This window comes from Pseudomonas sp. Root329 (assembly GCF_001424925.1).
In the GTDB taxonomy this organism is placed as follows: domain Bacteria; phylum Pseudomonadota; class Gammaproteobacteria; order Pseudomonadales; family Pseudomonadaceae; genus Aquipseudomonas; species Aquipseudomonas arabinosi.
Genome location: NZ_LMCV01000034.1, coordinates 223,866 through 250,100, shown reverse-complemented (window position 1 = coordinate 250,100; position 26,235 = coordinate 223,866). Strand labels below are relative to the sequence as shown.

General features: G+C 60.4%; 20 protein-coding genes and 1 other RNA gene. 10 read left to right on the top strand and 11 right to left on the bottom strand.

Going from position 1 to position 26,235, the window contains the following annotated elements; all coding sequences use genetic code 11:
• Positions 1 to 7: 7 nt before the first annotated feature.
• The 7 genes from ASC74_RS22805 to ASC74_RS22775 all read left to right on the top strand — a co-directional run bounded on the left by ASC74_RS22805 (position 8) and on the right by ASC74_RS22775 (position 7,109).
• Positions 8 to 547 carry a FixH family protein gene (locus tag ASC74_RS22805; protein ID WP_056744260.1) on the top strand — a complete coding sequence of 180 codons (540 nt, stop codon included), beginning with the start codon at positions 8 to 10 and terminating at the stop codon, positions 545 to 547.
• A gap of 138 nt (positions 548 to 685) precedes the next feature.
• Complete coding sequence (locus ASC74_RS22800) at positions 686 to 3,136, top strand: heavy metal translocating P-type ATPase (RefSeq protein ID WP_056744258.1); 2,451 nt, start codon at positions 686 to 688, stop codon at positions 3,134 to 3,136.
• A gap of 22 nt (positions 3,137 to 3,158) precedes the next feature.
• The gene (gene ccoS / locus ASC74_RS22795; RefSeq protein ID WP_007905420.1) at positions 3,159 to 3,377 is read left to right on the top strand and encodes a cbb3-type cytochrome oxidase assembly protein CcoS; all 219 of its coding nucleotides are present in this window, start codon (positions 3,159 to 3,161) and stop codon (positions 3,375 to 3,377) included.
• Positions 3,370 to 4,053, top strand: a complete 684-nt coding sequence (locus ASC74_RS22790; protein ID WP_033055657.1) for a sulfite exporter TauE/SafE family protein — start codon at positions 3,370 to 3,372, stop codon at positions 4,051 to 4,053. The genes ccoS and ASC74_RS22790 overlap by 8 nt, the downstream gene beginning before the upstream one ends.
• A gap of 192 nt (positions 4,054 to 4,245) precedes the next feature.
• Entirely contained in the window at positions 4,246 to 5,628 is a 1,383-nt protein-coding gene (gene hemN / locus ASC74_RS22785; protein WP_056744682.1) for an oxygen-independent coproporphyrinogen III oxidase, read from the top strand.
• A gap of 119 nt (positions 5,629 to 5,747) precedes the next feature.
• Complete coding sequence (fnr, locus tag ASC74_RS22780; protein ID WP_008146816.1) at positions 5,748 to 6,482, top strand: fumarate/nitrate reduction transcriptional regulator Fnr; 735 nt, start codon at positions 5,748 to 5,750, stop codon at positions 6,480 to 6,482.
• A gap of 78 nt (positions 6,483 to 6,560) precedes the next feature.
• Positions 6,561 to 7,109 (top strand): adenine phosphoribosyltransferase, encoded by a 549-nt coding sequence (locus tag ASC74_RS22775; protein WP_008146813.1) that lies wholly within the window; start codon positions 6,561 to 6,563, stop codon positions 7,107 to 7,109.
• A 141-nt stretch (positions 7,110 to 7,250) separates the two neighbouring features.
• Here ASC74_RS22775 and ASC74_RS22770 read toward each other — a convergent pair whose 3' ends face one another.
• The 5 genes from ASC74_RS22770 to dnaX all read right to left on the bottom strand — a co-directional run bounded on the left by ASC74_RS22770 (position 7,251) and on the right by dnaX (position 12,949).
• The gene (locus ASC74_RS22770) at positions 7,251 to 8,399 is read right to left on the bottom strand and encodes an acyl-CoA dehydrogenase family protein (protein ID WP_056744256.1); all 1,149 of its coding nucleotides are present in this window, start codon (positions 8,397 to 8,399) and stop codon (positions 7,251 to 7,253) included.
• A gap of 164 nt (positions 8,400 to 8,563) precedes the next feature.
• Positions 8,564 to 9,166, bottom strand: coding sequence for a recombination mediator RecR (gene recR / locus ASC74_RS22765; RefSeq protein ID WP_046047871.1), 603 nt, complete (start codon positions 9,164 to 9,166; stop codon positions 8,564 to 8,566).
• Between the two features lie 65 nt (positions 9,167 to 9,231).
• Complete coding sequence (locus ASC74_RS22760; protein ID WP_056744254.1) at positions 9,232 to 10,266, bottom strand: NADP-dependent oxidoreductase; 1,035 nt, start codon at positions 10,264 to 10,266, stop codon at positions 9,232 to 9,234.
• 192 nt (positions 10,267 to 10,458) lie between these two features.
• Entirely contained in the window at positions 10,459 to 10,797 is a 339-nt protein-coding gene (locus ASC74_RS22755; RefSeq protein ID WP_008028561.1) for a YbaB/EbfC family nucleoid-associated protein, read from the bottom strand.
• Between the two features lie 67 nt (positions 10,798 to 10,864).
• Positions 10,865 to 12,949, bottom strand: a complete 2,085-nt coding sequence (gene dnaX / locus ASC74_RS22750; RefSeq protein WP_056744253.1) for a DNA polymerase III subunit gamma/tau — start codon at positions 12,947 to 12,949, stop codon at positions 10,865 to 10,867.
• Between the two features lie 144 nt (positions 12,950 to 13,093).
• Here dnaX and ASC74_RS22745 point away from each other — a divergent pair, with 144 nt between their 5' ends.
• Positions 13,094 to 13,843: a substrate-binding periplasmic protein gene (locus ASC74_RS22745; RefSeq protein WP_056744251.1), complete on the top strand. Its 750-nt coding sequence runs from the start codon at positions 13,094 to 13,096 to the stop codon at positions 13,841 to 13,843.
• Between the two features lie 143 nt (positions 13,844 to 13,986).
• Here the strand turns inward: ASC74_RS22745 and ASC74_RS22740 are convergent, their stop codons facing one another.
• On the bottom strand, positions 13,987 to 15,687 hold the full coding sequence (locus ASC74_RS22740; RefSeq protein WP_056744249.1) for a putative bifunctional diguanylate cyclase/phosphodiesterase: 1,701 nt from the start codon (positions 15,685 to 15,687) through the stop codon (positions 13,987 to 13,989).
• 283 nt (positions 15,688 to 15,970) lie between these two features.
• Here ASC74_RS22740 and ASC74_RS22735 point away from each other — a divergent pair, with 283 nt between their 5' ends.
• Together ASC74_RS22735 and ASC74_RS22730 are read left to right on the top strand one after the other, a co-directional pair.
• The gene (locus tag ASC74_RS22735) at positions 15,971 to 16,285 is read left to right on the top strand and encodes a helix-turn-helix domain-containing protein (protein WP_008146799.1); all 315 of its coding nucleotides are present in this window, start codon (positions 15,971 to 15,973) and stop codon (positions 16,283 to 16,285) included.
• A 158-nt stretch (positions 16,286 to 16,443) separates the two neighbouring features.
• On the top strand, positions 16,444 to 17,349 hold the full coding sequence (locus ASC74_RS22730) for a DUF2167 domain-containing protein (RefSeq protein ID WP_046047876.1): 906 nt from the start codon (positions 16,444 to 16,446) through the stop codon (positions 17,347 to 17,349).
• 185 nt (positions 17,350 to 17,534) lie between these two features.
• On the opposite strand, the gene ffs is transcribed toward ASC74_RS22730, so the two are convergent.
• The 5 genes from ffs to smc form a co-directional block, all read right to left on the bottom strand.
• An RNA gene (ffs, locus tag ASC74_RS31335) (signal recognition particle sRNA small type) lies at positions 17,535 to 17,631 on the bottom strand.
• 303 nt (positions 17,632 to 17,934) lie between these two features.
• On the bottom strand, positions 17,935 to 19,101 hold the full coding sequence (locus tag ASC74_RS22725) for a zinc-binding metallopeptidase family protein (protein ID WP_056744247.1): 1,167 nt from the start codon (positions 19,099 to 19,101) through the stop codon (positions 17,935 to 17,937).
• A gap of 81 nt (positions 19,102 to 19,182) precedes the next feature.
• Positions 19,183 to 21,540, bottom strand: coding sequence for an NAD-dependent DNA ligase LigA (gene ligA, locus ASC74_RS22720; RefSeq protein ID WP_056744246.1), 2,358 nt, complete (start codon positions 21,538 to 21,540; stop codon positions 19,183 to 19,185).
• Between the two features lie 91 nt (positions 21,541 to 21,631).
• A complete protein-coding gene (gene zipA / locus ASC74_RS22715) occupies positions 21,632 to 22,486 on the bottom strand; it encodes a cell division protein ZipA (protein WP_056744244.1) in 855 nt (284 codons plus the stop codon).
• 258 nt (positions 22,487 to 22,744) lie between these two features.
• Entirely contained in the window at positions 22,745 to 26,233 is a 3,489-nt protein-coding gene (smc, locus tag ASC74_RS22710) for a chromosome segregation protein SMC (RefSeq protein ID WP_056744242.1), read from the bottom strand.
• Positions 26,234 to 26,235 lie beyond the last annotated feature (2 nt).

Below are 26,235 nucleotides of genomic sequence, written 5' to 3'. Positions count from 1 at the left end.
AGTGATCATGCCTGCAGCAAACGCCACAAGTCCCTGGTACAAGCACCTTTGGCCGTGGATCATCATCGCCATCCTGGCGTGTTCCGTGACCCTGACCTTGTCCATGGTGACGATCGCGGTGAACAACCCGGACAACCTGGTCAACGACAACTATTACGAGGCCGGCAAAGGCATCAACCGCTCCCTCGACCGTGAATTGCTGGCGCAGACCCTGCTGCTGCGCGCCAGCGTTCATCTGGACGATGTGACCGGTGAAGTCGACCTGCGCCTGAGCGGCAACAGCCAACCCAAAACCCTCGAACTGAACCTGATCTCGCCGACCCAGCCGGAGAAGGATCGCAAGATCACCCTGGCACGCAGCGAAACCGAACAGGGGCGCTACATTGGCCAGTTGAACGACAAGGTCGACGGTCGCCGTTTTGTAGAACTGCTGGGCGTTCAGGACGACAAGATCTGGCGCATGTTCGAAGAAGAACAGGTCAGCCATGACAAGGATCTGCTGCTGGGTGACGAACCGCTGCAAGGCGCCGAAGACCTGAAGAAGTAAAAGCCTGCGCTTCGCGCATCGCGAGCAAGCTCGCTCCCACAGGGTTTTGTGAACGCCACAAATCCAATGTGGGAGCGACGGTGCGACGATTCGACCTGCTCGCGATGAGGCCCTTCCAGACGATATAGACTTCACCTCATGACCACTCCACTCCCCTGCTACCACTGCGCCCTGCCCGTCCCGGCCGGCAGCCGCTTCACCGCTGCCGTCCTCGGTGAAACCCGTGAGTTCTGCTGCCCGGGTTGCCAGGCCGTGGCCGAAGCCATTGTGGCCGGTGGACTGGAAACCTATTACCAACATCGCAGCGAGTCATCGGCCAACCCCGAAGCACTGCCGGTGCAGTTGGTGGACGAACTGGCGCTGTACGACCGCGCCGACGTGCAAGCCCCCTTCGTCCGCCACGAAGGCGAACTTGCCGAAACCACCCTGTTGATGGAAGGCATCAGTTGCGCCGCCTGCGGCTGGCTGATCGAGAAACACCTGCGTGGCTTGCCGGCAGTGGCCGAAGCGCGCCTGAACCTGTCCAACCATCGCCTGCACGTACGATGGGCCGATGCGCAACTGCCGCTGAGCCAGGTACTCAGCGAGTTGCGCCACATCGGTTACGCCGCGCACCCGTATCAAGCCGACCGGGCCAGTGAACAACTGGCCAGCGAAAACCGCCTGGCCCTGCGCCAACTCGGCGTGGCCGGGCTGCTGTGGTTCCAGGCGATGATGGCGACCATGGCCACCTGGCCGGAATTCAACATCGACCTCAGCCCCGAGCTGCATACGATCCTGCGTTGGGTCGCGCTATTTCTTACCACCCCGATCGTGTTCTACAGCTGCGCGCCCTTCTTCAAAGGCGCCATGCGTGACTTGCGCACCCGCCACCTGACCATGGACGTCTCGGTGTCGCTGGCGATTGGCAGCGCCTACATCGCCGGGATCTGGACCTCGATCACTGGCGTCGGTGAACTGTATTTCGATGCGGTCGGCATGTTCGCGCTGTTCCTGCTGGCCGGGCGTTATCTCGAACGTCGCGCCCGCGAACGCACCGCCGCCGCCACCGCACAACTGGTCAATCTATTGCCCGCCTCGTGTCTGCGCCTGAGTGCCGATGGCCAGAGCGAGCGGATCTTGCTCAGCGAACTGCGCGTCGGCGATCAGGTGCTGGTGCACCCCGGCGCGATCCTCCCGGCTGACGGCAAGATCCTCGACGGTCAGTCGAGCATCGACGAATCCCTGCTCACCGGCGAATACCTGCCGCAACCGCGCACGCCGGGCGATGCGGTCACCGCTGGCACCCTGAACGTCGAAGGTGCGCTGACCGTGGAAGTCCTGGCCCTCGGCCAGGACACCCGACTGTCCGCCATCGTCCGCCTGCTGGACCGTGCTCAGACCGAGAAGCCGCGACTGGCGGAAATCGCCGACCGCGCCGCGCAATGGTTCCTGCTGCTGTCGCTGATTGCCGCTGCCGTCATCGGTCTGATCTGGTGGGAACTCGATTCGTCGCGAGCCTTCTGGATTGTGTTGGCGATGCTCGTTGCGACGTGCCCGTGCGCCCTGTCCCTGGCCACGCCAACTGCCCTCACCGCCGCCACCGGCACGCTGCACAAGCTGGGTTTGCTGCTGACTCGCGGCCATGTGCTGGAAGGTCTGAATCAGATCGACACGGTGATTTTCGACAAGACCGGCACGCTCACCGAAGGGCGCCTGGCGTTGCGTTCGATCCGCCCGCTCGGCGCGCTCAATAGCGATCAATGCCTGAGCCTGGCCGCCGCCCTGGAAAACCGTTCCGAACACCCGATCGCCCGCGCGTTTGGCCGGGCGCCGCTGGCCGCCGAAGAAGTCCACAGCACGCCGGGGCTAGGCCTCGAAGGCTTGGTCGGCGAGCAACGCCTGCGCATCGGCCAACCGGGTTTTGTCTGTGAACTCAGTGGCGCTACCGTGCCATCGATGCCGGATGAAGCCGGCCAATGGCTGTTGCTCGGCGACAGCCAGGGACCGCTGGCATGGTTTGTTCTCGACGACCGCCTGCGTACCGACGCCCCCGCCCTGCTCGAGGCCTGCAAGGCTCGCGGCTGGCGCACGCTGCTGCTGTCCGGCGACAGCTCGCCGATGGTCGCCAGTGTCGCTGCGGAACTGGGCATCGATGAAGCCCGAGGCGGCTTGCGTCCAGACGACAAATTGCAGGTCCTGCAACAGTTGCACAAGGAAGGCCGCAAGGTGTTGATGCTCGGTGACGGGGTCAACGATGTGCCCGTACTGGCCGCCGCCGACATCAGCGTGGCCATGGGTTCCGCCACCGATCTGGCGAAAACCAGTGCCGACGCGGTATTGCTGTCGAACCGCCTCGATGCACTGGTACAAGCCTTCAGCCTGGCTCGACGCACCCGCCGGGTAATCATCGAGAACCTGCTGTGGGCCGGGCTGTACAATGGCCTCATGTTGCCGTTCGCCGCCCTCGGCTGGATCACTCCGGTATGGGCCGCGGTCGGCATGTCTATCAGTTCGTTGACCGTGGTGCTGAACGCCCTGCGCCTGACTCGCATGCCAAACACGCCTGCGATCAGCGCCACGCCAGAAACCCGTCCGCTGCCGGCCTGAGCCGCGCGGGCATGGAGTCAAGATGCCAGCTCTCTACGTGATGATCCCGGCCGCGCTGCTGATCGTGGCCATCGCTATTTACATCTTCTTCTGGGCAGTCGACAGCGGTCAGTACGACGACCTCGACGGCCCGGCCCACAGCATCCTGTTCGACGATCAGGACCCAAACCACAAGGCTGCGGTCGACGAAGCCAGCGGCCATCCGGCCAAACCGGACGACAAGGCGCCACCCCATGCTTGAGTTGGCGCCGCTGCTGGTGTCTGCGGTGATTCTCGGTCTGCTCGGTGGCGGGCATTGCCTGGGCATGTGCGGCGGATTGATGGGCGCGTTGACCCTGGCAATTCCCAAGGAACAACGCAGCCGACGCTTTCGACTGCTGCTGGCCTACAACCTGGGGCGAATTCTCAGCTATGCAACGGCCGGCCTGCTGATCGGCCTGGCGGGCTGGGCGGTGGCCAACAGCCCGGCGGCGATGTTCATGCGCGTCATCGCTGGACTGCTGTTGGTCGCCATGGGCCTGTACCTCGCCGGTTGGTGGAGCGGCCTGACCCGCATCGAAAGCCTCGGTCGCGGCCTGTGGCGGCACATCCAGCCGGTTGCCAACAAACTGCTGCCGGTGTCGAGCGTCCCCCGCGCGTTACTGCTGGGGGCGCTCTGGGGCTGGCTGCCGTGCGGGTTGGTTTACAGCACGTTGTTGTGGTCGGCGAGTCAGGGCAATGCGCTGGACAGTGCGTTGCTGATGCTCGCGTTCGGGCTCGGCACCTGGCCGGTGTTGCTCGCCACGGGGTTGGCGGCTGAGCGGGTCACGGCGCTATTGCGCAAACGCAGCGTGCGAATGACGGGTGGATTACTGGTGATCCTGTTCGGCATCTGGACCTTGCCGGGGCCGCATCAGCACTGGCTCATGGGGCATTAGATCGGCGGCGCACTCTTCGCGAGCAGGCTCGCTCCCACATTGAAATGCATTCCCCTGTGGGAGCGAGCCTGCTCGCGAAGAGGTCCTCACCAACGACACAAATCCTGACCGTTGATGCAAATCAAGATGCCCCGACGCCGCACCCCCTAGACTCGCTGACACTGCCAGCCTATCCGGGGGAATGCCCGCATGATGCTCGACGCCATTCGTTGGGATACCGATCTGATCCGCCGTTACGACCTGGCGGGACCGCGCTACACCTCCTACCCGACCGCGGCGCAATTCGACGGTCAGGTCGGCACGTTCGACCTGTTCCACGCCCTGCGCGACAGCCGTAAAGCCCTGCGCCCGTTATCGCTGTATGTGCACGTGCCGTTCTGCGCGAACATTTGTTACTACTGCGCCTGCAATAAAGTCATCACCAAGGATCGCGGCCGGGCCCAGGCCTATTTGCAACGCCTTGAGCAGGAAATCCAGCTGATCGCCTGCCACCTCGACCCCGCGCAGAAAGTCGAGCAACTGCATTTTGGCGGCGGCACCCCGACCTTTCTCAGCCACGATGAACTGCGCCAGTTGATGGCCCAGTTGCGTAAAAACTTCAACTTGCTGGACGACGATTCCGGCGACTACGGCATCGAAATCGACCCTCGCGAAGCCGACTGGTCGACCATGGGCCTGCTCCGTGAACTGGGTTTCAATCGGGTCAGTATCGGCCTGCAAGACCTCGATCCGGCGGTGCAACGGGCAGTCAATCGCCTGCAAAGCCTGGAAGAAACCCGCGCGGTGATCGACGCTGCGCGCACGCTGCAGTTTCGCTCGATCAACATTGACCTGATCTACGGCTTGCCAAGGCAGACACCCGAGAATTTCGCCCGCACGGTTGATGAAGTGATCAACCTGCAACCGGACCGCCTCTCGGTGTTCAACTACGCGCACCTGCCGGAACGCTTCATGCCGCAACGGCGAATCAACAGCGACGAACTGCCGACACCGGCGCAAAAACTGGAAATACTCCAGGGCACCATCGAACAACTGACCCAGGCCGGTTACCGCTACATCGGCATGGACCACTTCGCGTTGCCCGACGATGAACTGGCGATTGCTCAGGAAGAATCGACCCTGCAACGCAACTTCCAGGGCTACACCACCCACGGTCATTGCGACCTGATTGGCCTGGGTGTGTCGGCCATCAGCCAGATCGGCGACTTGTATTGCCAGAATAACAGCGACCTGAATCAGTACCAGAACACGCTGGCCAGCGCGCAGCTGGCCACCAGCCGTGGTCTGCTGTGCAACGCCGATGATCGCCTGCGACGTGCGGTCATCCAACAATTGATCTGCAATTTCAGCCTGGAATTCACCGAGATCGAACAAGCCTTCAACATCGACTTTCAGGGTTACTTCGGCGAACTCTGGCCACAGTTACAGGGGATGGCCGACGACGGACTGATCGAACTGGATAACGAACGGATCACCGTACTGCCCGCCGGACGATTGCTGGTGCGTTCGGTGTGCATGGTGTTCGACGCGTACCTGGAACAGCACAATCGCCAGCGGTTTTCGCGGGTGATCTAGCTGCCGGTCTACGAAACACTGACTTTACGACCCTGCGACAAAATCGCCGCGTGCCTGAATGTCCTCCCGTGGGTTACCCTTACGGCTTATGTGTGTTTTTTCCCACAAGGATTGAAGAAATGTCCGAGCCAGTAAAGCTGCGCGCTCATAGCCAGGCCCATTGCAAGGATTGCAGCCTGGCCCCCCTCTGCTTGCCACTTTCTTTGAATCTGGAAGACATGGAAGCGCTGGACGAAATCGTTAAACGTGGCCGCCCGCTGAAAAAAGGCGAATTCCTGTTCCGCCAGGGCGACACCTTCGATTCCGTTTATGCAGTACGCTCTGGCGCCCTGAAGACCTTCAGCCTGAGCGATGGCGGCGAAGAACAACTCACCGGTTTCCACCTGCCGAGCGAACTGGTCGGCCTGTCGGGCATGGACACCGAAAAACACCCGGTCTCGGCGCAAGCCATGGAAACCACATCGGTGTGTGAAATCCCTTTCGAACGTCTCGACGAACTGGCGCTGCAACTGCCGCAACTGCGCCGTCAGTTGATGCGCGTGATGAGCCGCGAGATTCGCGACGATCAGCAAATGATGTTGCTGCTGTCGAAGAAAACCGCCGACGAGCGCATCGCCACGTTCCTGGTCAACCTGTCGGCCCGTTTCCGTGCCCGGGGCTTCTCGGCCAACCAGTTCCGCCTGAGCATGTCGCGCAACGAAATCGGCAATTACCTGGGCCTGGCGGTGGAAACCGTGTCCCGGGTGTTCACGCGCTTCCAGCAAAACGAACTGATTGCGGCTGAAGGCAAGGAAATCCACATCCTCGACCCGATCCAGCTCTGCGCCTTGGCCGGCGGCTCGCTAGACGGCTGATTTCGGCGATGGCGGCTGAGCGAAACGGTTCAGCCGCCGTTATACTGCGTCGTTTGCAGCCTGCCAGGACACCCGACGATGGTCTTCGACTCCTTCGACATCAAATCCCTCATCCGCCCTGTGATCGACTTCCCCAAGCCGGGCGTGATCTTTCGCGACATCACCCCGCTGTTCCAGTCGCCCACGGCCCTGCGCCTGGTGATGGACAGCTTCGCCCACCGTTATGTCGAGGCTGACTTCACCCACATCGGTGCGATGGACGCTCGCGGCTTTCTGATCGGTTCGGTCCTGGCCTATCAGCTGAACAAGCCGCTGGTGCTGTTCCGCAAGCAAGGCAAACTGCCGGCCGACGTGCTGGCCGAGGGTTATGCGACCGAATACGGCGAAGCCTTCCTCGAAGTCCACGCCGACAGCTTGTGCGAGGGCGATTCGGTGGTGATGTTCGATGACCTGATCGCCACGGGCGGGACGCTGATTGCGGCGGCAAATCTGGTTCGACGCATGGGCGCGCGGGTTCATGAAGCGGCGGCGATCATTGATCTGCCAGAGCTGGGCGGGTCGCAGCGGCTGGAAGATATGGGGATTCCGACCTTTTGCCTGACGCAGTTTGCGTTGTCTGATAAGTAACGCGGCGTCTGCACCGACGCCTTCGCGAGCAAGCCCGCTCCCACATTGGCTCTCCCGTCAGACTCAAGATTTGTGTACGCAGGAGATCCAATGTGGGAGCGGGCTTGCTCGCGAAAGCGTCAGCCGCAACACCGCAAAAACTCAAAGCCCCATCTGCTTGCTGATGATCTCGTTCATCACTTCCCGCGTCCCCCCACCGATCGAAAGAATGCGGTTATCCCGATACAGCCGCTCCACCAGGCTCTCGCGCATATAACCAAGGCCGCCGAGGATCTGCACTGCATCGCTCGTAATCCGATCAGCCGTATCGGTAGCAAAATTTTTGGCCATGGAAATCTCCTTGATCACACTCTGCCCCGCCGCCATTTTCGCCGCCTGGCGGTAGGTGAATTCCCGTGACACCTCCAGCGCCGTCGCCATTTCGGCAAGGCGATGCTTGAGTACCTGAAACTTGCCGATGGGTTTACCGAATGCTTCGCGTTGGCGAGCCCATTTCAGGCTCTCTTCCAGCGCCAGCTGCGCGGTCATGTTGGCCATTAGCGCCAGCGCCAGGCGTTCGCTCTGGAAGTTGCCCATGATGCAGGCGAAGCCCATGTTTTCAGCGCCAATCAGATTGCCTACCGGCACCCGGCAATCGTCGAAGAACAGTTCGGCAGTGTCCGACGCCCACCAACCCATTTTCTTCAACTGACGGCCGACGGTAAAACCGGGCGTGCCCTTCTCGATCAACAGCAGGCTGATGCCAGCGAATCCCGGTGCACCGGTACGCACCGCGACGGTGTAGAAATCTGCACGGACGCCACTGGTGATAAAGGTTTTGCTGCCGCTGACCCGGTAGCACTCACCGTCGCGCACGGCGCGGGTTTGCAGGTTGGCGACGTCGGAGCCACCACTGGGCTCGGTCACGGCCAGGGCGCTGATCTTCTCGCCGGCGAGCACTTGCGGCACAACGCGATCGCGAACTTCAGGCCTGGCCCACTTGAGGATCGGCGGCAGGCCGATGTCCAACGAGCCGAGCCCCGCCACCAGACCGCCGGAACCACAGCGCATCAGTTCTTCGCTGGCGGCGACCTTGGCGAACAGGTCACCTTCGTGGCTGCCGCCCAAGGCTTCGGGATAACCGATCCCCAGAATCCCCGCCGCGCCGGCCTTGAGGTAGAGCTCGCGGGGAAAGCTTTCGGCTTCTTCCCACTGGTCGATGTCCGGCAAGATCTCGCGCTCGACGAAACGTCTGACGCTGTCGCGGACCAATTGGTGGCTGGGGTCGAAGTATTCCTGAAAGGCAGGCATCGGCGAGCTCCACTGAAGGTTCAGCGAAGTTAACCGAGCGCTTGCTTGGTTTTCAAGTAGAGGAGTGTTGGAAGATCAAAAGATCGCAGCCTTCGGCAGCTCCTACAGGTGTACACATGCCAATGTAGGAGCTGCCGAAGGCTGCGATCTTTTGTTTTTAACAATTACAAAACAATAGGCTTACGCCCGGCAAACGAATGCGCCAACGTCCCGCCATCCACCAATTCCAGCTCGCCGCCCAATGGCACGCCGTGGGCGATGCGCGAGGCGATCAGGCCTTTGTTGCTGAGCAATTGGGCAATGTAATGCGCTGTCGCCTCACCTTCCACGGTCGGGTTGGTCGCGAGAATGACTTCAGTGAACGTGCCCGCCTCTTCGATCCGCGCCAGCAGTTGCGGAATACCGATGGCCTCAGGCCCGAGCCCGTCGAGTGGCGACAGATGGCCCTTGAGCACAAAGTAGCGACCACGGAAGCCGGTCTGCTCCACCGCGTAGACGTCCATCGGACCTTCCACCACGCAGAGCAAGGTGTCGTCGCGACGGGTATCGGCGCATTGCGGGCAGAGATCGTCTTCGGTCAGCGTGCGGCACAACCGGCAATGGCCCACCCCTTCCATGGCCTGGCTCAGCGCCAACGCCAGGCGAGAGCCGCCGCTGCGATCACGCTCGAGCAGCTGCAACGCCATGCGTTGGGCAGTTTTCTGACCCACACCTGGCAAAATTCGCAGGGCGTCGATCAGTTGGCGAATCAAAGGGCTGAAGCTCATGGGGAAAAGTCCGACAAAACAACGAGACGCGGTTTATACCCGCGCCTCTGTTTAGCGTCAATTACTCAGTCCTGGGCGACCCGCACAACCAGTTTGCCGAAGTTGCGTCCTTCCAGCAGACCGATGAACGCTTCAGGTGCCTGCTCCAGGCCGTCGACCACGTCTTCGCGGAACTTCACCTTGCCGTCGCGCACCCACGGCACCATGGCGCTGACGAATTCCGGCTGACGATCACCGTAGTCGTCGAACACGATGAAGCCCTGGATTCGTACACGTTTGGTCAGTAGCGTGCGCTGCAATTGCGGCAGACGATCCGGGCCGGTCGGTGCTTCGTGAGCGTTGTAGGACGCGATCAGACCGCAGAGTGGAATTCGCGCCTTGGGCTTGAGCAACGGCAGCACCGCATCGAACACCTTGCCGCCGACGTTTTCGTAATAGATGTCGATGCCCTCGGAGCACGCCTTGGCCAATTCATCGGCGAAGTTCGGGCTCTTGTGGTCGATGCAGGCATCAAAACCCAACTCCTCGACCACATAACGGCACTTGTCCGCGCCACCGGCCACGCCGACCACGCGCAGCCCCTTGATCTTCGCCACCTGGCCGACCACTGAACCCACGGCGCCGGATGCAGCCGCAACCACCAGGGTTTCGCCGGCCTTGGGCTGGCCGATATCCATCAGCCCCATATACGCAGTCATGCCGGGCATGCCCAACACGCCCAACGCCATTGACGGACTCGGCAGCCCGGACGGCACCGGAATGATGTCGCGACCGTCGCTGATGCTGTGGCTCTGCCAACCGGTAGAACCGACCACCAGATCACCTTCGTGGAATTTTGGATTCAGCGAGCGCTCGACCCGGCTGACAGCGCCACCGGTCATCACTTCGCCGATTTCCACCGGTGCGGCGTAGGACGGCGCGTCGCTCATGCGTCCGCGCATGTAGGGGTCGAGTGACAGGTAAAGGGTCTTGAGCAGCACCTGACCGTCGGCCAGGTCCGGTAGCGCAACGCGCTCCAGACGGAAATTCTCCGGCGTCGGCGCGCCTACCGGGCGGGACGCCAGGACGATACGTTGGTTGAGGGTCAATGCTTGTGGCATGTGAGCTTCTCCTTTGATCGATGAATTCGGCGGTATAGGGAGCAGACCTTTATGCGGGTGTCGCGTTCGATGTTTCTACCTTGCCTGATCGTTCCCACGCTCCGCGTGGGAACGATCAGGCAAGGTAGAAACAAAAATGCCAGGCGCGATGCCTGGCATTTTTTTGTAGCCCATCCGACGCGCTTTAGCGAATCAGAATGGCAGTTTCATCCCCGGTGGCAGTTGCATGCCAGCGGTCATGCCGGACATTTTGTCCTGGCTGTTGGCTTCGATCTTGCGCACGGCATCGTTGACGGCGGCGGCGAACACGGCCTCCAGCATCTCTTTGTCGTCTTCGCTCAAGCCTTCGACCAGGCTTGGATCGATGGTCACGCGCTTGACGTCGTGACGACCGGTCATCACCACGGTGACCATATCGCCACCGGCTTTACCGGTGACTTCGGCGTTGGCCAGTTCTTCCTGCATCTTGGCCATTTTTTCCTGCATCTGCTGTGCCTGCTTCATCAGGCCGGCCATGCCACCTTTCATCATGGGAATCACCTCAAAAGTACTTGGATAAATACAGCGCCCGGCCCTTTCGGCCGAACACCTTCAGTTATTAGCCCTGAGTGACCAGGGTCTCGACAGGTTCAATAGTATCGTTACGGACCACCGCACCGAACTGCTGCATCATTTGCTGGATGAACGGATCACCGTGGATCGACTCTTCGGCCTCGCGCTGACGGTTCGCACGGCGCCGGGACGCGGCTTGGGCCGGGGTTTCCTGCTCGGGCTTGATCAACTCCATGCGCAGGGTCAGCGTACGCCCGTGAAACTGGTTCAACGCATCGTTCAAGCGACGCTGTTGAGTCGCGTTGAACAACGCGCTGTGGGCCGGGTCCAGGTGCATCAGCCAATTGTCACCTTCGACGGCGATCAGCGTGCAGTTGGCGGCGATGCTGCCGGTCATGCCGGAGATCGGCAGTTTCGGGAACAACTCCAGCCATTGCGCCGCCAGACCGGTGGCCGGCATGGCGGCCGGTTCAGGTTCGGCTTCCGGCGCTGGCTCGGCGGTGTGTTCGCTGGCCAGTTCATCGAGGTAGCTGTAAGCCGATTCCATGTCCGGCTCGATGTAGTCCTCGTCCAGCGGCGGCTCATCGTCCAGGTCCATGCCCGGCGTCGCGGCATCGACGTCAGCTACCGACGGCTCCGGAATTGGCGCAGCGGCCCACTCCGGCGCGTCCGGCACCACGCTGTCGGGCGTTGGCAATGGCATCGGCGCCAATTCGGGTTGTTCGCTGGCGATTTCCAGCACCGGCTCGACGGCGGGTTGCTGAACGACTTCGGGTTCTACCGGGTCATTCCAGGGCAGATCGACGACGGCTTCGACCGCTACTGCCTCAACGACAGGCTCTGGCGCAACGGCGGGCGCAACCGGCTCAGGCTCGGGCGCTTGCACTGGAGCAACCACCGCCGCCACCGGCGCAGGCGCGACGGGGGCAACTGCCGCAGCGACTACCGGCGCAACAACGGGCGCGGCAGCCACTGAATTTGCGGAATCAACTGTGGCCTGGCTGATCCCCACTGGCTTTAGCGGTTGCCTCGGAGCGTCCGCGGTGTCTGCCGGCCGGAACGCGAGCATTCGCAGCAAGACCATTTCGAAGCCACCGCGCGGGTCTGGCGCCAGCGGCAAGTCGCGGCGACCGATCAGGCCCATCTGGTAATAGAACTGCACGTCTTCGGCCGGCAAGGCCTGGGCCAGTGCCAGCACCCGGTCACGGTCGCCATGACCGTTGTCGACGCCTTCAGGCAAGGCCTGGGCGATGGCGACACGGTGCAGCACGTTGAGAATTTCCGAGAGCACGCCGTTCCAGTCCGGGCCTTGTTCGGCCAGGTGACGGACGGCTTCGAGCAAGGCCTTGGCGTCGCCTTCGATCAGCGCATGCAGAACGTCGTAGACCTGACCGTGATCGAGCGTGCCGAGCATCGCCCGTACGTCGGCAGCCATGACTTTGCCTTCACCGAAGGCAATCGCCTGGTCGGTCAGGCTCATGGCGTCGCGCATCGAACCGTCGGCAGCGCGGCCCAGCAGCCACAGCGCGTCGTCTTCGAACGGCACGTTCTCGACACCCAGCACGTGGGTCAAATGCTCGACCACACGCTCCGGCGTCATGTTCTTCAGAGAGAACTGCAGGCACCGCGAAAGAATGGTTGCAGGAAGTTTCTGCGGATCGGTCGTCGCCAGGATGAACTTGACGTAGGGCGGCGGCTCTTCAAGGGTTTTCAACAGCGCATTGAAGGAATGGCTGGAGAGCATGTGCACTTCGTCGATCAGGTAGACCTTGAAGCGCCCGCGGCTCGGTGCGTACTGCACGTTGTCGAGCAGTTCGCGGGTGTCCTCGACCTTGGTCCGGCTCGCGGCGTCAATCTCGATCAGGTCGACGAAGCGGCCTTCATCGATCTCGCGGCACACCGAGCACTCGCCGCAAGGCGTTGAAGTGATACCTGTTTCACAGTTCAGGCATTTGGCGATGATCCGCGCGATGGTGGTCTTGCCGACCCCGCGGGTACCGGTAAACAGATAGGCGTGGTGCAGCCGCTGGCTGTCCAAGGCATTGATCAGAGCCTTGAGCACATGGGTCTGGCCGACCATTTCGCGGAACGAGCGCGGACGCCATTTACGTGCAAGAACCTGATAACTCATCGAAAACCGTCGCAACGAAGGAACAGAAGCGGCTAATGCTATCGGAGCAAGGCCAAAATTGCATCCGGTGCGCTCGTCTAATCTGGCTAAGATGATCTTTGGGGGGCTTTTATCGGCTCGGGTTTTATCAGCACCGGAGCGTTTATGCGGCTGGCCTTGGGGGCACTGCTGTTGATCAGCCTGAATGTCGCTGGCGCCGAGCCGCCATTGCGCTTCGTGGTGCCCGACAGTTGGGCGATGCCGATGGTGCAACTGGACCGCGGCCACCCCACCCAAGGCATCCTGCACGACGTGATGGTCAGCCTCGCGACTCAGGTCGGCGTGCCGGCCGAATTTCACGTGCTGCCTCGCACGCGAGTGCAAAACGCCATGGAGCACGGCGAAGTCGATATCCGCTGCTATGCGGCGCAGTCCTGGCAGCCGAATCAGTCCGGGGATTACATCTGGAGCATTCCACTCTGGTTTCAGCGCGACCTGCTGATCAGCCGGTCAGATCCGCTGACCTCAGTGACGCCTGCGGACTTGTCGCGACAATCCATCGGCACGGTACTCGGCTACACCTACCCCACGTTGCAACCCCTGTTCGATGCCGACCGCCTGCACCGCGAAGACGCGCGCAACCAGGAACAGGTGCTGGAAAAACTCCTGGCCGGGCGCTATCACTACGCCGTGAGCAATCAATGGACGCTGGACTGGTTCAATCAGCGCCTGCTGCCTGGCCAGCAACTGCAAGGCGTGGCGGTTTTGCAGGAACAGAGTGTCGGCTGCTATATCCGCAACGATCCCAAGGTGCCTGTGCAGCGCATTTTGCGCACCTTGGTACGTATGAAAATGTCTGGGGAAATCGACGACATCATTCGGCTCTATATAGGTTCCGAGCAAAGCACACCCTAAGCGATTCCTCTGATCGACACGAGATCATTGCGGGAGCGAGCCTGCTCGCGATAGCGGTATGTCAGTCCCCATCAATGTTGAATGTCAGACCGCTATCGCGAGCAGGCTCGCTCCCACATGGGTTCGGTGTTGATCACAAAACTTCAGCCTGCTTGATCCAGCACCTGCCATTGCGGCGGCGCGACAAAACCCTCGACCCAGCCCGCCACCTCTGCGGGCGGCATCGGCCGGGCAATGAAATGGCCTTGAGCAACTTCGCAGCCCAGGCGCAGCAGCAATTCACCGTGCTCAATACTTTCCAGCCCTTCGGCGATCACCTGCCGACCAAACGCCCGAGCCAGGCCAATGACCGCCTTGGTCAGCGCCAGATCATCCCGATCATTAAGGATGTCGCGCACAAACGACTTGTCGATCTTGATGGTTTGGGTTTGCAAACGCTTGAGGTAGCTCAGGGACGAATAACCGGTGCCGAAGTCCCCCAGTGAAAACTGCACTCCCAGCGCCTGACAGGCCTGTAAACAGGCGCTGACATGCTGAATGTTCTCGATCGCCACCGACTCGACGATTTCCAGATCGAGCATCTGCGGGGCTACCTGGGCATGCCGGGTGAGCACGTGTTTGAGCCGGTCGACAAAATCCGCGCGCTGGAAATGTCGTGCCGCAATATTAATGCTGACTGGCCAGCCCTGCCCCGCTTGCTGCCAATCGTACAACTGCGACAGGACCTGATCCATCACCCACTCACCAATGTCGATGATCAGGTCCGTTTCTTCCACCAGCGGCAAAAACTCCCGGGCCGGCACCATGCCGTGTTGCGGATGCTCCCAACGTAACAACGCCTCGAAGCCGACAACCTCGCCACGACGCATGTTCACCTTGGGCTGGAAATGCACGCGCAACTCACCGGCAGCCAGCGCCTGGCGCACTCGCTCGACCGTCTGGTGAGTGGCCTTGACCTCCTGATCCCGGGACACGTCGAACAAATGAAAGCGATTGCGACCGCGTTGTTTCGCCACGTACATGGCCTGATCGGCATGACGCAACAAGGTTTCGGCATCTTGATTGTCGTGGGGGAACAGGGTGACGCCGATACTGGCAAACACATTGACGCCCTTGCCATGCAGCGAGTACGGCGCCGAAATGGCGCCGAGCACCCGGTTCAACGCCGCACGCAGTTCCGGCAGATCTCGCACGTATCGCAACACCAGCACAAATTCGTCACCGGCCAGCCGCGCCACCACATCTTCGCCGCGCACAATGGTGCGCAAACGCTTGGCCACCTCGACCAACAGCAGATCGCCACTGGCATGCCCGTAGCCATCGTTGACCGCCTTGAAGCCGTCGAGGTCGAGCATGCATACCGCCAGCGGGATGTTTTCGTGACGGGAGAACTCCAGCGCCTGATCCAGCAAATCCGAGAGGAACGCGCGATTCGGCAGCCCGGTCAGCACGTCATGCCCCACCCGCCATTGCAGTGAATGCAGCAATTGGTGTTTTTCGCTGATGTCGAAACGAATCGAAAGATAACGGTTAACCCGCCCGGTAGCGTCATCGAGCACCGGCACCATGGTGCTGTCGACCCAATACAGGCTGCCGTCCTTGGCGCGATTACAAATCTCGCCTTTCCAGACCTTGCCCAAGGCGATGGTGCGCCACATGGCCGCGAAGAAATCGGCGGAGTGCAGACCCGAGTTGAGGAGACGATGATTCTGTCCGAGCAGTTCTTCGCGGCTGTAGCCGGACACGGCACAGAACTGATCGTTGACGTGGGTGATCCGGCCGCGCAGATCGGTCTCGGAAAAAATCGCGGCGGCATCCACGGCCCTGCGGTATTTCTCATCCATGAGTCAGGCTCGCTGTGGCTAGCGGTGGTACCGCTCGACCAGTGCGGGATGCCCGGTAGAGATGTTTTTACAGGTAATGCGCGGCAACACGATATCACTCCATGAACAGTGTTTGATGGCCTCCTGACAGCAGAGATCAACTAACCTTAAAGGCCCAAAATACCCATTTTGTGCGGCAATTCTACGAAACGCATCACATTTTGCAAAGCAAGGTGATGGATCATGCAGTTGTCTAATGCAAAAATCTATCGTTAAGTTCTTGATTCTAAATGGGAATTAAGCGATGCAAATTTCAAGTTTGGGTGCGGCCATTCGGCGCTACCGCAAGGTCGCTGGGCTTACTCAGGCTGAACTCGGTGAAAAAACCGGTTTTGACCCCAAAACCATCAGCCGCTTCGAAACCGGCACCTACACCCCCAGCGTGGAAGCCTTGTTCCTGTTTGCCGATGTGCTGGGTGTGAAGCTGAAAGCCTTTTTCGCAGATTTAGGCGATGAAGATGAACAGCGGGCGTATCTGTTCGGTGTCATACATAAAGCCACCCCGAAGGATCTGGGAAAGCTGATTGCAGCGGTTGACCAGGCCTTGTCCAAGCCTTAGTGCCGGAAATGAAAAAGGCAGAGTTGTCGAATCGACACATCTGCCTTTTGCTCATTCAGGCGCCTGAAAAACGTCCCACCTGGTATTGAAGATCGTGCATAGATAGTGGCCATTCGATATTCTTCGCATGAAATTAATTCAAAATGTAAGGGAATACGATGAAACACCTCCGCCCGATCCTCATGGCAGCGCTGCTGTGCGCACTTCACGCGCCTGCGCAAGCGGCCAGCAACCCTCCACCGAAGTCCGCCGAAGTTGCCCAGGCGCAGCAAACGCCCGAACAATTTCTCGCCACACTGAAGCAGCAGCACGGCACCATCACCCTGCCCTCCGGCATTGCAACGCTGAAGCTCAACGAAGAGTTTTATTACCTGGACCCGAATGACACTGAACGCTTGCTGACCGAGGGTTGGGGCAACCCGCCCGGCCACAAGACCCTGGGCATGATCATCCCAAAAGCCGTGAACCCACTAACCGCCAGCGGCTGGGGCGTGATTGTCAGCTACAAGGATGACGGGCATATCTCCGACGAAGACGCGGCAAAAATCGACTATGCCGACCTGCTCAAACAAATGCAGGAAGAGGATGAGGAAGACAATAAGGAGCGGCAGAAGCAGGGCTATGCCGGCCTGCACCTGCTGGGCTGGGCCGAGCAACCGCACTACGACGAAACCAGCCACAAAATGTACTGGGCCCGGGAACTGAAAGCCGACGACGCCGAGGGCAGCACGCTGAACTACAGCATTCGGGTGCTGGGCCGCAAAGGTGTCCTGGAATTGAACGCTGTCGCCTCAATGGCAGACATGCCGATCATCAAGCAAGAATTACCCAAAGTCATCGCCTTCACCAACTTCACTGAGGGCAACCTGTACACCGACTACAACTCCGGCACCGACAAACTGGCGTCTTATGGCTTGGCGGCACTGGTGGGTGGCGGTCTGGCTGCCAAGGCCGGGTTATTTGCCAAGATCGGCATTTTCCTGCTGGCAGCGAAGAAGTTCTTGATAGTGGGGCTGGTGGTGATCGCAGGCTTTGTCCGCAAGCTGTTCAGCCGCAAGGCTTAAGGTTCTGGTCCTTCCGTGCTGCCGGGTGACGCTGGCAGCACAGGATCCGCAGACGGCAGGCATGACAAATCCGCAACACAATGGCGCCGCAGACGAACAAAAATTGAGATTTTTAAAACGAGATGTATCGAAGGGTGTTGCGCGCTCAAGCCCTCGACTCTGAGGACATGGCGTTATGGAGGCAACCCCACCAGCCACACCCCGGCACACAATGTTCCCGCTGTGGCTGCTTCCTTCCGGATCTGACCAGGTTCACGGGTAATCGTTGCGGGGGGACCGATGGGATCACCATAACGACGTTCACCTGACGGCGAACGGCGCCATTGTACCTATCTGAGACGAAGTTACAACCGTTCGGGCGGATTAAAAAATATGTGCTGCTTCAAGGACATGCATATCTCTTGAAAAGATCGCGACCTGTAGCAGCTGGCGTAGCCTGCGTTCGGCTGCGCAGCAGTCGTCAGTACGGTGATCGTGTTTTGCCTGAAAAACCGCATTGTCTGATTTTACGGCTGCTGCGCAGCCGGACGCGGCCTCGCAGGCTCGACCGCTGCTACATTAAGTGAGCGCCGTGGCGGGGGGGGGTTAAAAATCTTGCAACACCTCATCCGCCCGGCCGCCCTCTTGCTGGATCACCAGGTGGATGAAGTGCAGCTTGGCGATCACTGCCGGCGGCAGGACGAACGGATAGAAATCCGGCTGCCCCATGCTGCGTGACAGTTCATTCAGCATCCCGGCCAGTTCGATCCACGCATTGACGAACGACAGGAACGCCGCACCGCCGGGATGCTGTGGATCGTAGAGGGTGCTTGGGGGGAACGGCTGATAGTCGAAGTCCATCTCCCTGGCACTCATCCCGAACCCCAACGCCGTATCCACCGCGTCCATCATGTGCAGGTAGTGAGCCCAGGTTTCGGCCCAATCCTCCCACGGGTGCATGGTCGCGTAGGCGCTGACGTAATGTTGCTGCCAGTCGAGCGGCGCACCTTGCTGGTAATGCCGTTCGAGGGCGTCGGCATAGCTGGCGCGCTCGTCACCGAACAGGCCGCGGAACGGTTCCAGCCAATGACTGTTGGCGATCAGCCGATCCCAGTAGTAATGCCCGACTTCATGACGAAAATGCCCGAGCAGCGTGCGATAAGGTTCGTGCATCTGCACCCGAATCTGCTCGCGATGAGCGTCGTCGGCTTCTTTGATATCCAGGGTGATCAGCCCGTTGGCGTGACCAGTGGTCGGCGGCTTGCCTTCGAGGTCGACACCGATGAAATCGAAAGCCAGCCCCGTCTCTTCGTCCACGGTTTTGGGAATCACCTGTAAACCCAGACTGACCAACTGCGCGACCAGACGCCGCTTGGCCGTTTCGACCTTGCGCCAGCGTTCGTGGTTTTCGGCAATCGACAGGTCGGGGATGGTGTGGTTCAGGCTACAGGCGATGCATAACGCATCGTGGTCATTGGCGGGCAACAGCCAATTGCACGCGGCCGGGGAATCGAGGTTGGCGCAGCGGCGAAAGACACCGGCTTCGAGATCGACGTCGAGCAACCAGGTATCAGCCTGCAAGCCGGGCTGCAGCGACGATAGGCGACTCTCCTCCGGTTGATAACCCAACGCCGCCGAACACGCCAGGCACTGGCTGTTGCGAAAAAACAGCGACTGCCCGCAACGGCACTGCCAGACCTTGCTGTTACGCGAGCTTTCGCCGATGAAGGGCGCGGCGATGCGCGTACTGAGCTGTTCGAAGAAGCGGTACATGGCGATCTCTCCCTGGGGCTTGCCAAGACTAGATCATTCCCGCGCGAAGATCGTTCCCACGCTCTGCGTGGGAACGATCGACTAAACAGAAATACCGTGCTTACTCAGGAATTCGACAAACGCCTCTTCATCCAGAACCTTCAACCCCAGCTCATTGGCCTTCGCCAACTTGGAACCTGCACCCGGCCCAGCGACCACACAATGGGTCTTCGCCGATACCGAGCCCGCTACCTTGGCACCGAGGCTTTCAAGTTTGTCCTTGGCGATGTCGCGGCTCATCAACTCCAGCGAACCGGTCAGCACCCAGGTCTGCCCAGCCAGCGGCAAGCCTTCAACGACTTTCTTCTCGCTCTGCCAATGCATGCCGAAATCACGCAGCTGTTTCTCGGCGGCTTCAGCAACTTGACGATGTTGCGCAACCGCAAAGAACTCGCGAACCGAAGTGGCCTGTTTCTCCGGCAGCGCCTGACGCATATCCAGCCAGTCGGCGCTGAAAACCCCTTCAAGCGAACCAAACTTGTCCGCCAATTTCTGCGCCCCACCCGGCCCGACCGAAGGAATGTGCAGCTTGTCGAGGAAACCGCCCAACGTAGTGCTGGCAGCAAACTCGGCGCCCAGTTCGCCCTGATCCTGAATCTGCAGGCCGTGCTTGAGCAGATCCTTGATCACCTGCTGGTTATGCGCATCTTCAAAGAAACTGTGAATCTCGTGAGCCACTTCCAGGCCAACGTCCGGCAAATACGTGAGCACTTGCGGCAATGCCTGCTGAACCCGCTCCAGCGAGCCGAGAGAACGCGCCAGCACCTTCGCCGTCTCTTCACCGACGTCGGGAATCCCGAGGGCGTAGATGAAGCGTGCCAGGCTCGGCTGCTTGCTGTCTTCGATGGCGCTGAGCAAGTTCTTGCTCGACAGCTCGGCAAAGCCTTCGAGGTCAACGATCTGCTCGAACGTCAGGGCGTATAGATCGGCCGGCGAATTCACCAGGCCTTCATCCACTAACTGCTCGACGCTCTTCTCGCCCAGGCCTTCGATGTCCATGGCGCGACGGGAGACGAAGTGAATGATTGCCTGCTTGAGTTGCGCACCGCAGGCCAGACGACCGACGCAGCGGTACACCGCGCCTTCGCTGACGGTCTCGCGACCTTTGCTGCGTTTGACCAGTTGCGTGCGCTCGACATGCGAGCCGCAGACCGGGCATTTCTCGGGAATCTGTACGGGTCGGGCGTTGTCCGGACGGCGCTCGATGACCACTTGCACCACCTGCGGAATCACATCGCCTGCGCGGCGGATGATCACCGTGTCGCCGATCATCAGGCCCAGACGCGCCACTTCGTCCATGTTGTGCAGCGTTGCATTGGCCACGGTGACACCGGCGACCTTGACCGGCTTCAAGCGCGCCACCGGCGTCACCGCACCGGTACGACCGACCTGGAATTCCACGTCGAGCAATTCAGTGAGTTCTTCCATCGCCGGGAATTTGTGCGCGATCGCCCAGCGCGGTTCGCGAGCACGGAAGCCCAGCTCACGCTGAGAGGCAATGCTGTTGACCTTGAACACCACGCCGTCGATTTCGTAGGGCAGCGAATTTCGGCGCTCACCGATGTCGCGGTAATAATCCAGGCATTCAACGATGCCATGAGCCAGTTTCAACTCATGACTGATCGGCATGCCCCAAGCCTTGAGTTGCTGCAGATTGCCAATGTGCGTATCAGCAATATCGGCCGAAATCTGACCGATGCCATAGCAGCAGAACTCCAGCGGACGGTTGGCCGTGATCTTCGAATCCAGCTGACGCAAGCTGCCGGCCGCCGCATTGCGCGGATTAGCGAAGGTCTTGCCGCCGACTTCAAGCTGCGTGGCGTTGAGGCGCTCGAAACCGGCCTTGGACATGAACACTTCGCCGCGCACTTCCAGGGTCGCTGGCCAGCCAGTGCCGTGCAACTTGAGCGGAATGTTGCGCACGGTACGCACGTTGACGCTGATGTCTTCGCCGGTGGTGCCGTCGCCGCGAGTCGCGCCGCGCACCAGCACGCCGTCCTGATACAGCAAGCTGACCGCCAGGCCATCGAGTTTGGGTTCACAGCTGTATTCCACCGCCGCGCCGCCGCCGAACAAGTCGCCAACCGGCAGGTCGAGACCTTCAGTCACCCGACGATCGAACTCGCGCATGTCGGTTTCTTCGAAGGCGTTGCCGAGGCTGAGCATCGGCACTTCGTGACGCACCTGTGTGAACGCCGACAGCGCCGCGCTGCCGACGCGCTGGGTTGGCGAGTCGCTGGTGATCAGTTCGGGATGGGCCGCTTCGAGGGCCTTGAGCTCGTTGAACAACCGATCGTATTCGGCGTCCGGAATGCTCGGTTCGTCCAGCACGTGGTAACGATAGTTATGCTGATCCAGCTCAGCGCGCAGCTCTAGAATGCGGTTTTTGGCGGCGGTCATGGGTGTTCTCTCATAAAGCAAAAGAGCAGCCGAGGCTGCTCAATCTATTTTGCTGATCGTCCCGCGCGCGGCGCGGGAACAACCTTTTGAATCAACGCTTCTGGGTCAAGGCGCGACGTTCGAATTCAACGATGCGCTGACGGTAATGCTCAATCGTCTGGGCTGTCAGCACGCTGCGCTGGTCGTCTTTCAGTTCGCCGTTCAGCTCCTGAGACAGTTTGCGCGCCGCGGCCACCATCACGTCGAAGGCTTGCTTCGGATGACGCGGGCCTGGCAGACCAAGGAAGAAGCTCACTGCCGGCGTGCTGAAGTGGTCGATGTCGTCCAGATCGAAAACGCCCGGCTTGACCGCATTGGCCATCGAGAACAGGACTTCGCCGTTGCCGGCCATGCTTTCGTGGCGATGGAAGATGTCCATCTCGCCGAAACGCAGACCGCTTTCCAGAATGTTCTGCAACAGCGCCGGGCCTTTGAAGCCGGCAGCGTCGCGGCAGATCACGCTGATCACCAGCACTTCTTCGGCTTGCGGTTGTTCCTTGTCGCTGGTAGAACTCGAAGCCTTGGTGTCATCCGGGAAATCGTCGTCACGGCTGCTGAAGCTCGGGCCGCCGTCCAGATCCAGACTGAGGTTCATGTCGCCCTGCGAAGGCTCACCATGGCCACGCTTGCCGCGCTTGGAGCCCGACTCACGCGGCTCACGAGCAGGCATGCTCACCGACGGCAGATCGTGCTCGTCCAGTTGCGGTTCTTTATGCGTATCCAGCACGCGGGGCGGGCCCAACAGCTCGGCGCTGGTGTCCTCGTCCGGCAAGTTGGACAAACTTCGGTCGAGACGGAATTTCAGTTTCCCCTTGCCGCCGCGCATGCGACGCCAGCCATCGAAAAGAATACCGGCAATGACAATAATGCCGATGACGATCAGCCACTCGCGCAGACCGATTTCCATGTAATCCCGTGCCTCTATAAAAAATGCTGAAAAATAAGGGGTTTACAACTCGCAAACCGCTTTAAAACGTGGCGCCAACTCTATGTTCTGACAGGCGTTTTGCCCACGTATACGAAAAATTGACATTAAACTAGCACGACCAAAGGCAACTTTACACCGTCTGTCACAACGGCTTGCGCGAATATGTCGATTGGCCAGCAAGTCAGGGCAGGTAAATAAGTCCTACAACTCAAAAATACCTCTCCTACAAGCGCCGACTCAGGCATCCACCATCGCCATCGCCTCCTCGACATCCACGGCCACCAGACGCGAACAACCCGGCTCGTGCATCGTCACCCCCATCAGTTGCTCGGCCATTTCCATGGCGATCTTGTTGTGGGTGATATAGATGAACTGCACCGTCTGCGACATCTCTTTGACCAGCCGTGCGTAGCGTCCAACGTTAGCGTCATCCAATGGCGCGTCAACTTCATCGAGCATGCAGAACGGCGCCGGATTCAACTTGAAGATGGCAAAAACCAGAGCCAATGCGGTCAGGGCTTTTTCGCCACCGGAGAGCAAATGGATGGTGCTGTTCTTCTTTCCTGGCGGCTGCGCCATGATCGTTACCCCTGTATCGAGTAGATCTTCGCCCGTCAGTTCCAAATACGCGCGGCCTCCACCGAAAACTTTTGGGAAAAGGGCCTGTAAACCGCCATTGATCTGATCAAAGGTATCTTTGAAGCGGTTTCGGGTTTCCTTATCGATCTTGCGAATCACGTTCTCGAGCGTATCCAGCGCCTCGACCAGATCGTCGTTCTGCGCATCCAGATAACGTTTACGCTCGGATTGTTGCTGGTATTCGTCGATGGCCGCCAGGTTGATCGCACCGAGACGCTGAATCCGCGCAGCAATGCGCTCCAGCTCTTCTTCGGCGTCCTTTTCATTGGCTTCAGCCGTCAGCGTGGCGAGCACGCCATGCAGATCGTAGCCGTCTTCGAGCAACTGATCTTCGAGCGCTTTGCGGCGCACGGTCAGGGCTTGCCATTCCATGCGTTGGGTTTCCATCTGGCCGCGAATCAACTGGGATTGCTGCTCCGCCTGACTGCGACGTTTTTCCGCGTCACGCAGTTCACGGTCGGCGTCTTCCATAGCGATCTGCGCAGTCTTGAGTTCTTCGTCGACGGTCATGCGCTTGTCGAGCAACTCTTCAAGTTTGAGGCGCAACTCCTCCAGCGGCGCTTCGCCCTCCTCCAGATTGAGGCTGAGCTGTTCGCGCTTCTCGGTCAGACGCTCGGACTGCATTTCCAGACGTTCCAGCGCCTGACGCGTCGAGTCATGTTGCGCCTTGAGCGACCCCAGACGTACCGCCAGTTGATGCGCGTGGTCCTTGTGCTGCCGGGCTTCCTGCCGCACCCGATCGAGTCGCTCGCGCAAGCTGTCGCGCTGAGCCAGCAGCAACTCGCGCTGCTCGGTGTCCAGCGCCATGCTGTCGAGGGCTTCCTGCAATTGCAGACGCGCCTCGCCGATATTTTCGTGTTCCAGAGCGCGTTGCTCAGCCAGCTCGGTGAGCTCTTCGTCCAGTCGTGTACGGCGCAAGGTCAGTTGTTCGGCCTTGGCTTTGCCGGCGGACAACTGGGCTTTCAACTCACCTTGCTGACGGGCTTCGTCTTGCAGCAGACGGCGCAGATGTTCACGACCGTTTTCCTGCTGACGCTGTTGCGCCCTGAGATTCTGAAGTTGGGTTTCCAGGGTTTCGACCGTGGCTTCGCGCTCTTCGCGCTCAAGGCCCAGACGCTGGATTTCCTGACCACGAGCCAGCACACCGCTTTCCGCTTCGCTGGCCCGGCGCACGCGCAAAAAGTGTCGACCGACCCAGTAACCATCGCGGCTGATCAGGCTCTGGCCGGCGGTCAATTGATTGCGCAGGGCCAAAGCCTGTTCGAGACTGTCGACCGGTTTAACCTGCCCCAACCATGGCGCCAGATCGATCTGCGCTTCGACTTTATCGAGCAAGCTGCCGGGCACGCGCACGCCATCACTGGCCGGGCTGATCAAGCGCAAATCGCCTTGGGCAAAACCGGCCAGATCGAACTCGCCGAAGTCATCCACCAGCACCGCTTGCAGGTCGGCGCCGAGCACGGTTTCCACCGCCAGCTCCCAACCGGCTTCGACATTCAGGCCTTCGGCCAGACGCGGACGGTCCGCCAAATGTTGTTCGCGCAGCCATTCAGCGGTGCCGGTGCCCGGATCGAGTGCGGCTTGCTGCAGGGCTTCAAGGGAGGCGAGGCGACCGTTCAGACGCTGCAAATCGCCCTGAGCCTGCTGCTGATTTTGCAGTGCTAATTGCAATTCCTGACGCAGTTGCTCGAGGCGTTCGACCTGGGCTTCTTCACTGGCCTGCAAATCTTCCAGCGTCGCTTCACTCGCGGCCAATTGCTCGCTGAGTTCCATGATCGCCGCGTCTTCCGGGTCTGCCGAGAGCAACGCGCGCTCTTCGCCGAGACGCTTCTGACGATCGGCCAGTCGCTCCATGCTGGTTTCCAGCTGCTGGATCCGCGACTGCTGAACTTCGGATTGGCGACGCGGCTCGGCGGCCGTCAGGTTGAAGGTGTCCCACTGTTCCTGCCAGGCGTGCATGGTGGTTTCGGATTCTTCCAGCGCGGCGGCAGCCTCTTCGGCGGCGGCGCTGGTGACTTCCTGTTCAGGGGTGAGCATGTCCAGCTCTTCGCCCAGTGTCAGCAGCAAGGTGCGGTCGTGGCCCAGGTGAGACTCGGTTTCCAGACGCGCGCGTTCGGCTTCTTTCAGGTCGTCCTGCAATTGGCGCAAACGCTGCTGACCGTGCTGGATGCTCTGCTCGACCCGGGCGATGTCGCCGCCGACCGAATAGAAGCGCCCCTGCACCAGATTGAAGCGTTCGGACAGGTCGTGGTGCCCGTCACGCAAGCGTTCGATAGCTGCATCGGCATTGCGCTGCTCGGCGACCAGCGCTTCGAAGGTGACTTCCTGATTGCCGATGATTGCTTCGCGCTGACCGACCTGTTCATTCAACGCCTGCCAGCGCAGGGCCGACAGTTGGGCCTTGAGCTGACGCTCCTCGCCTTTGTATTCCTGATACTTCTTGGCGGCCTCGGCCTGGCGGTACAAGCGTTCAAGCTGACGCTCGAGTTCTTCGCGCAGGTCGGTCAGGCGGGCCAGGTTCTCGTGGGTGCGGCGAATGCGGTTTTCGGTCTCGCGCCGACGCTCCTTGTACTTGGAGATGCCCGCCGCTTCTTCAATAAAGTTGCGCAGGTCTTCAGGCTTGGACTCGATCAGCTTGGAGATCATCCCCTGCTCGATAATCGAGTAGCTGCGCGGGCCCAGGCCGGTGCCGAGGAAGATATCCGTGATATCGCGACGGCGGCACTTGGTGCCGTTGAGGTAGTAGGTGGTCTGGCTGTCGCGGGTCACTTTGCGGCGAATGGAAATTTCCGCGTAGGCCGCGTATTCGCCGAGCAGGGTGCCGTCGGAGTTATCGAACACCAGCTCAATGCTGGCCTGGCTCACCGGTTTACGGCTGGTCGAGCCGTTGAAGATGACGTCGGTCATCGACTCGCCGCGCAGGTTCTTGGCCGAACTCTCGCCCATCACCCAACGCACGGCGTCGATGATGTTCGACTTGCCGCAACCATTGGGCCCGACCACCGCCGCCATGTTACTGGGGAAGTTCACCGTGGTCGGGTCGACGAAGGATTTGAACCCCGCCAGTTTGATGCACTTTAGCCGCACGC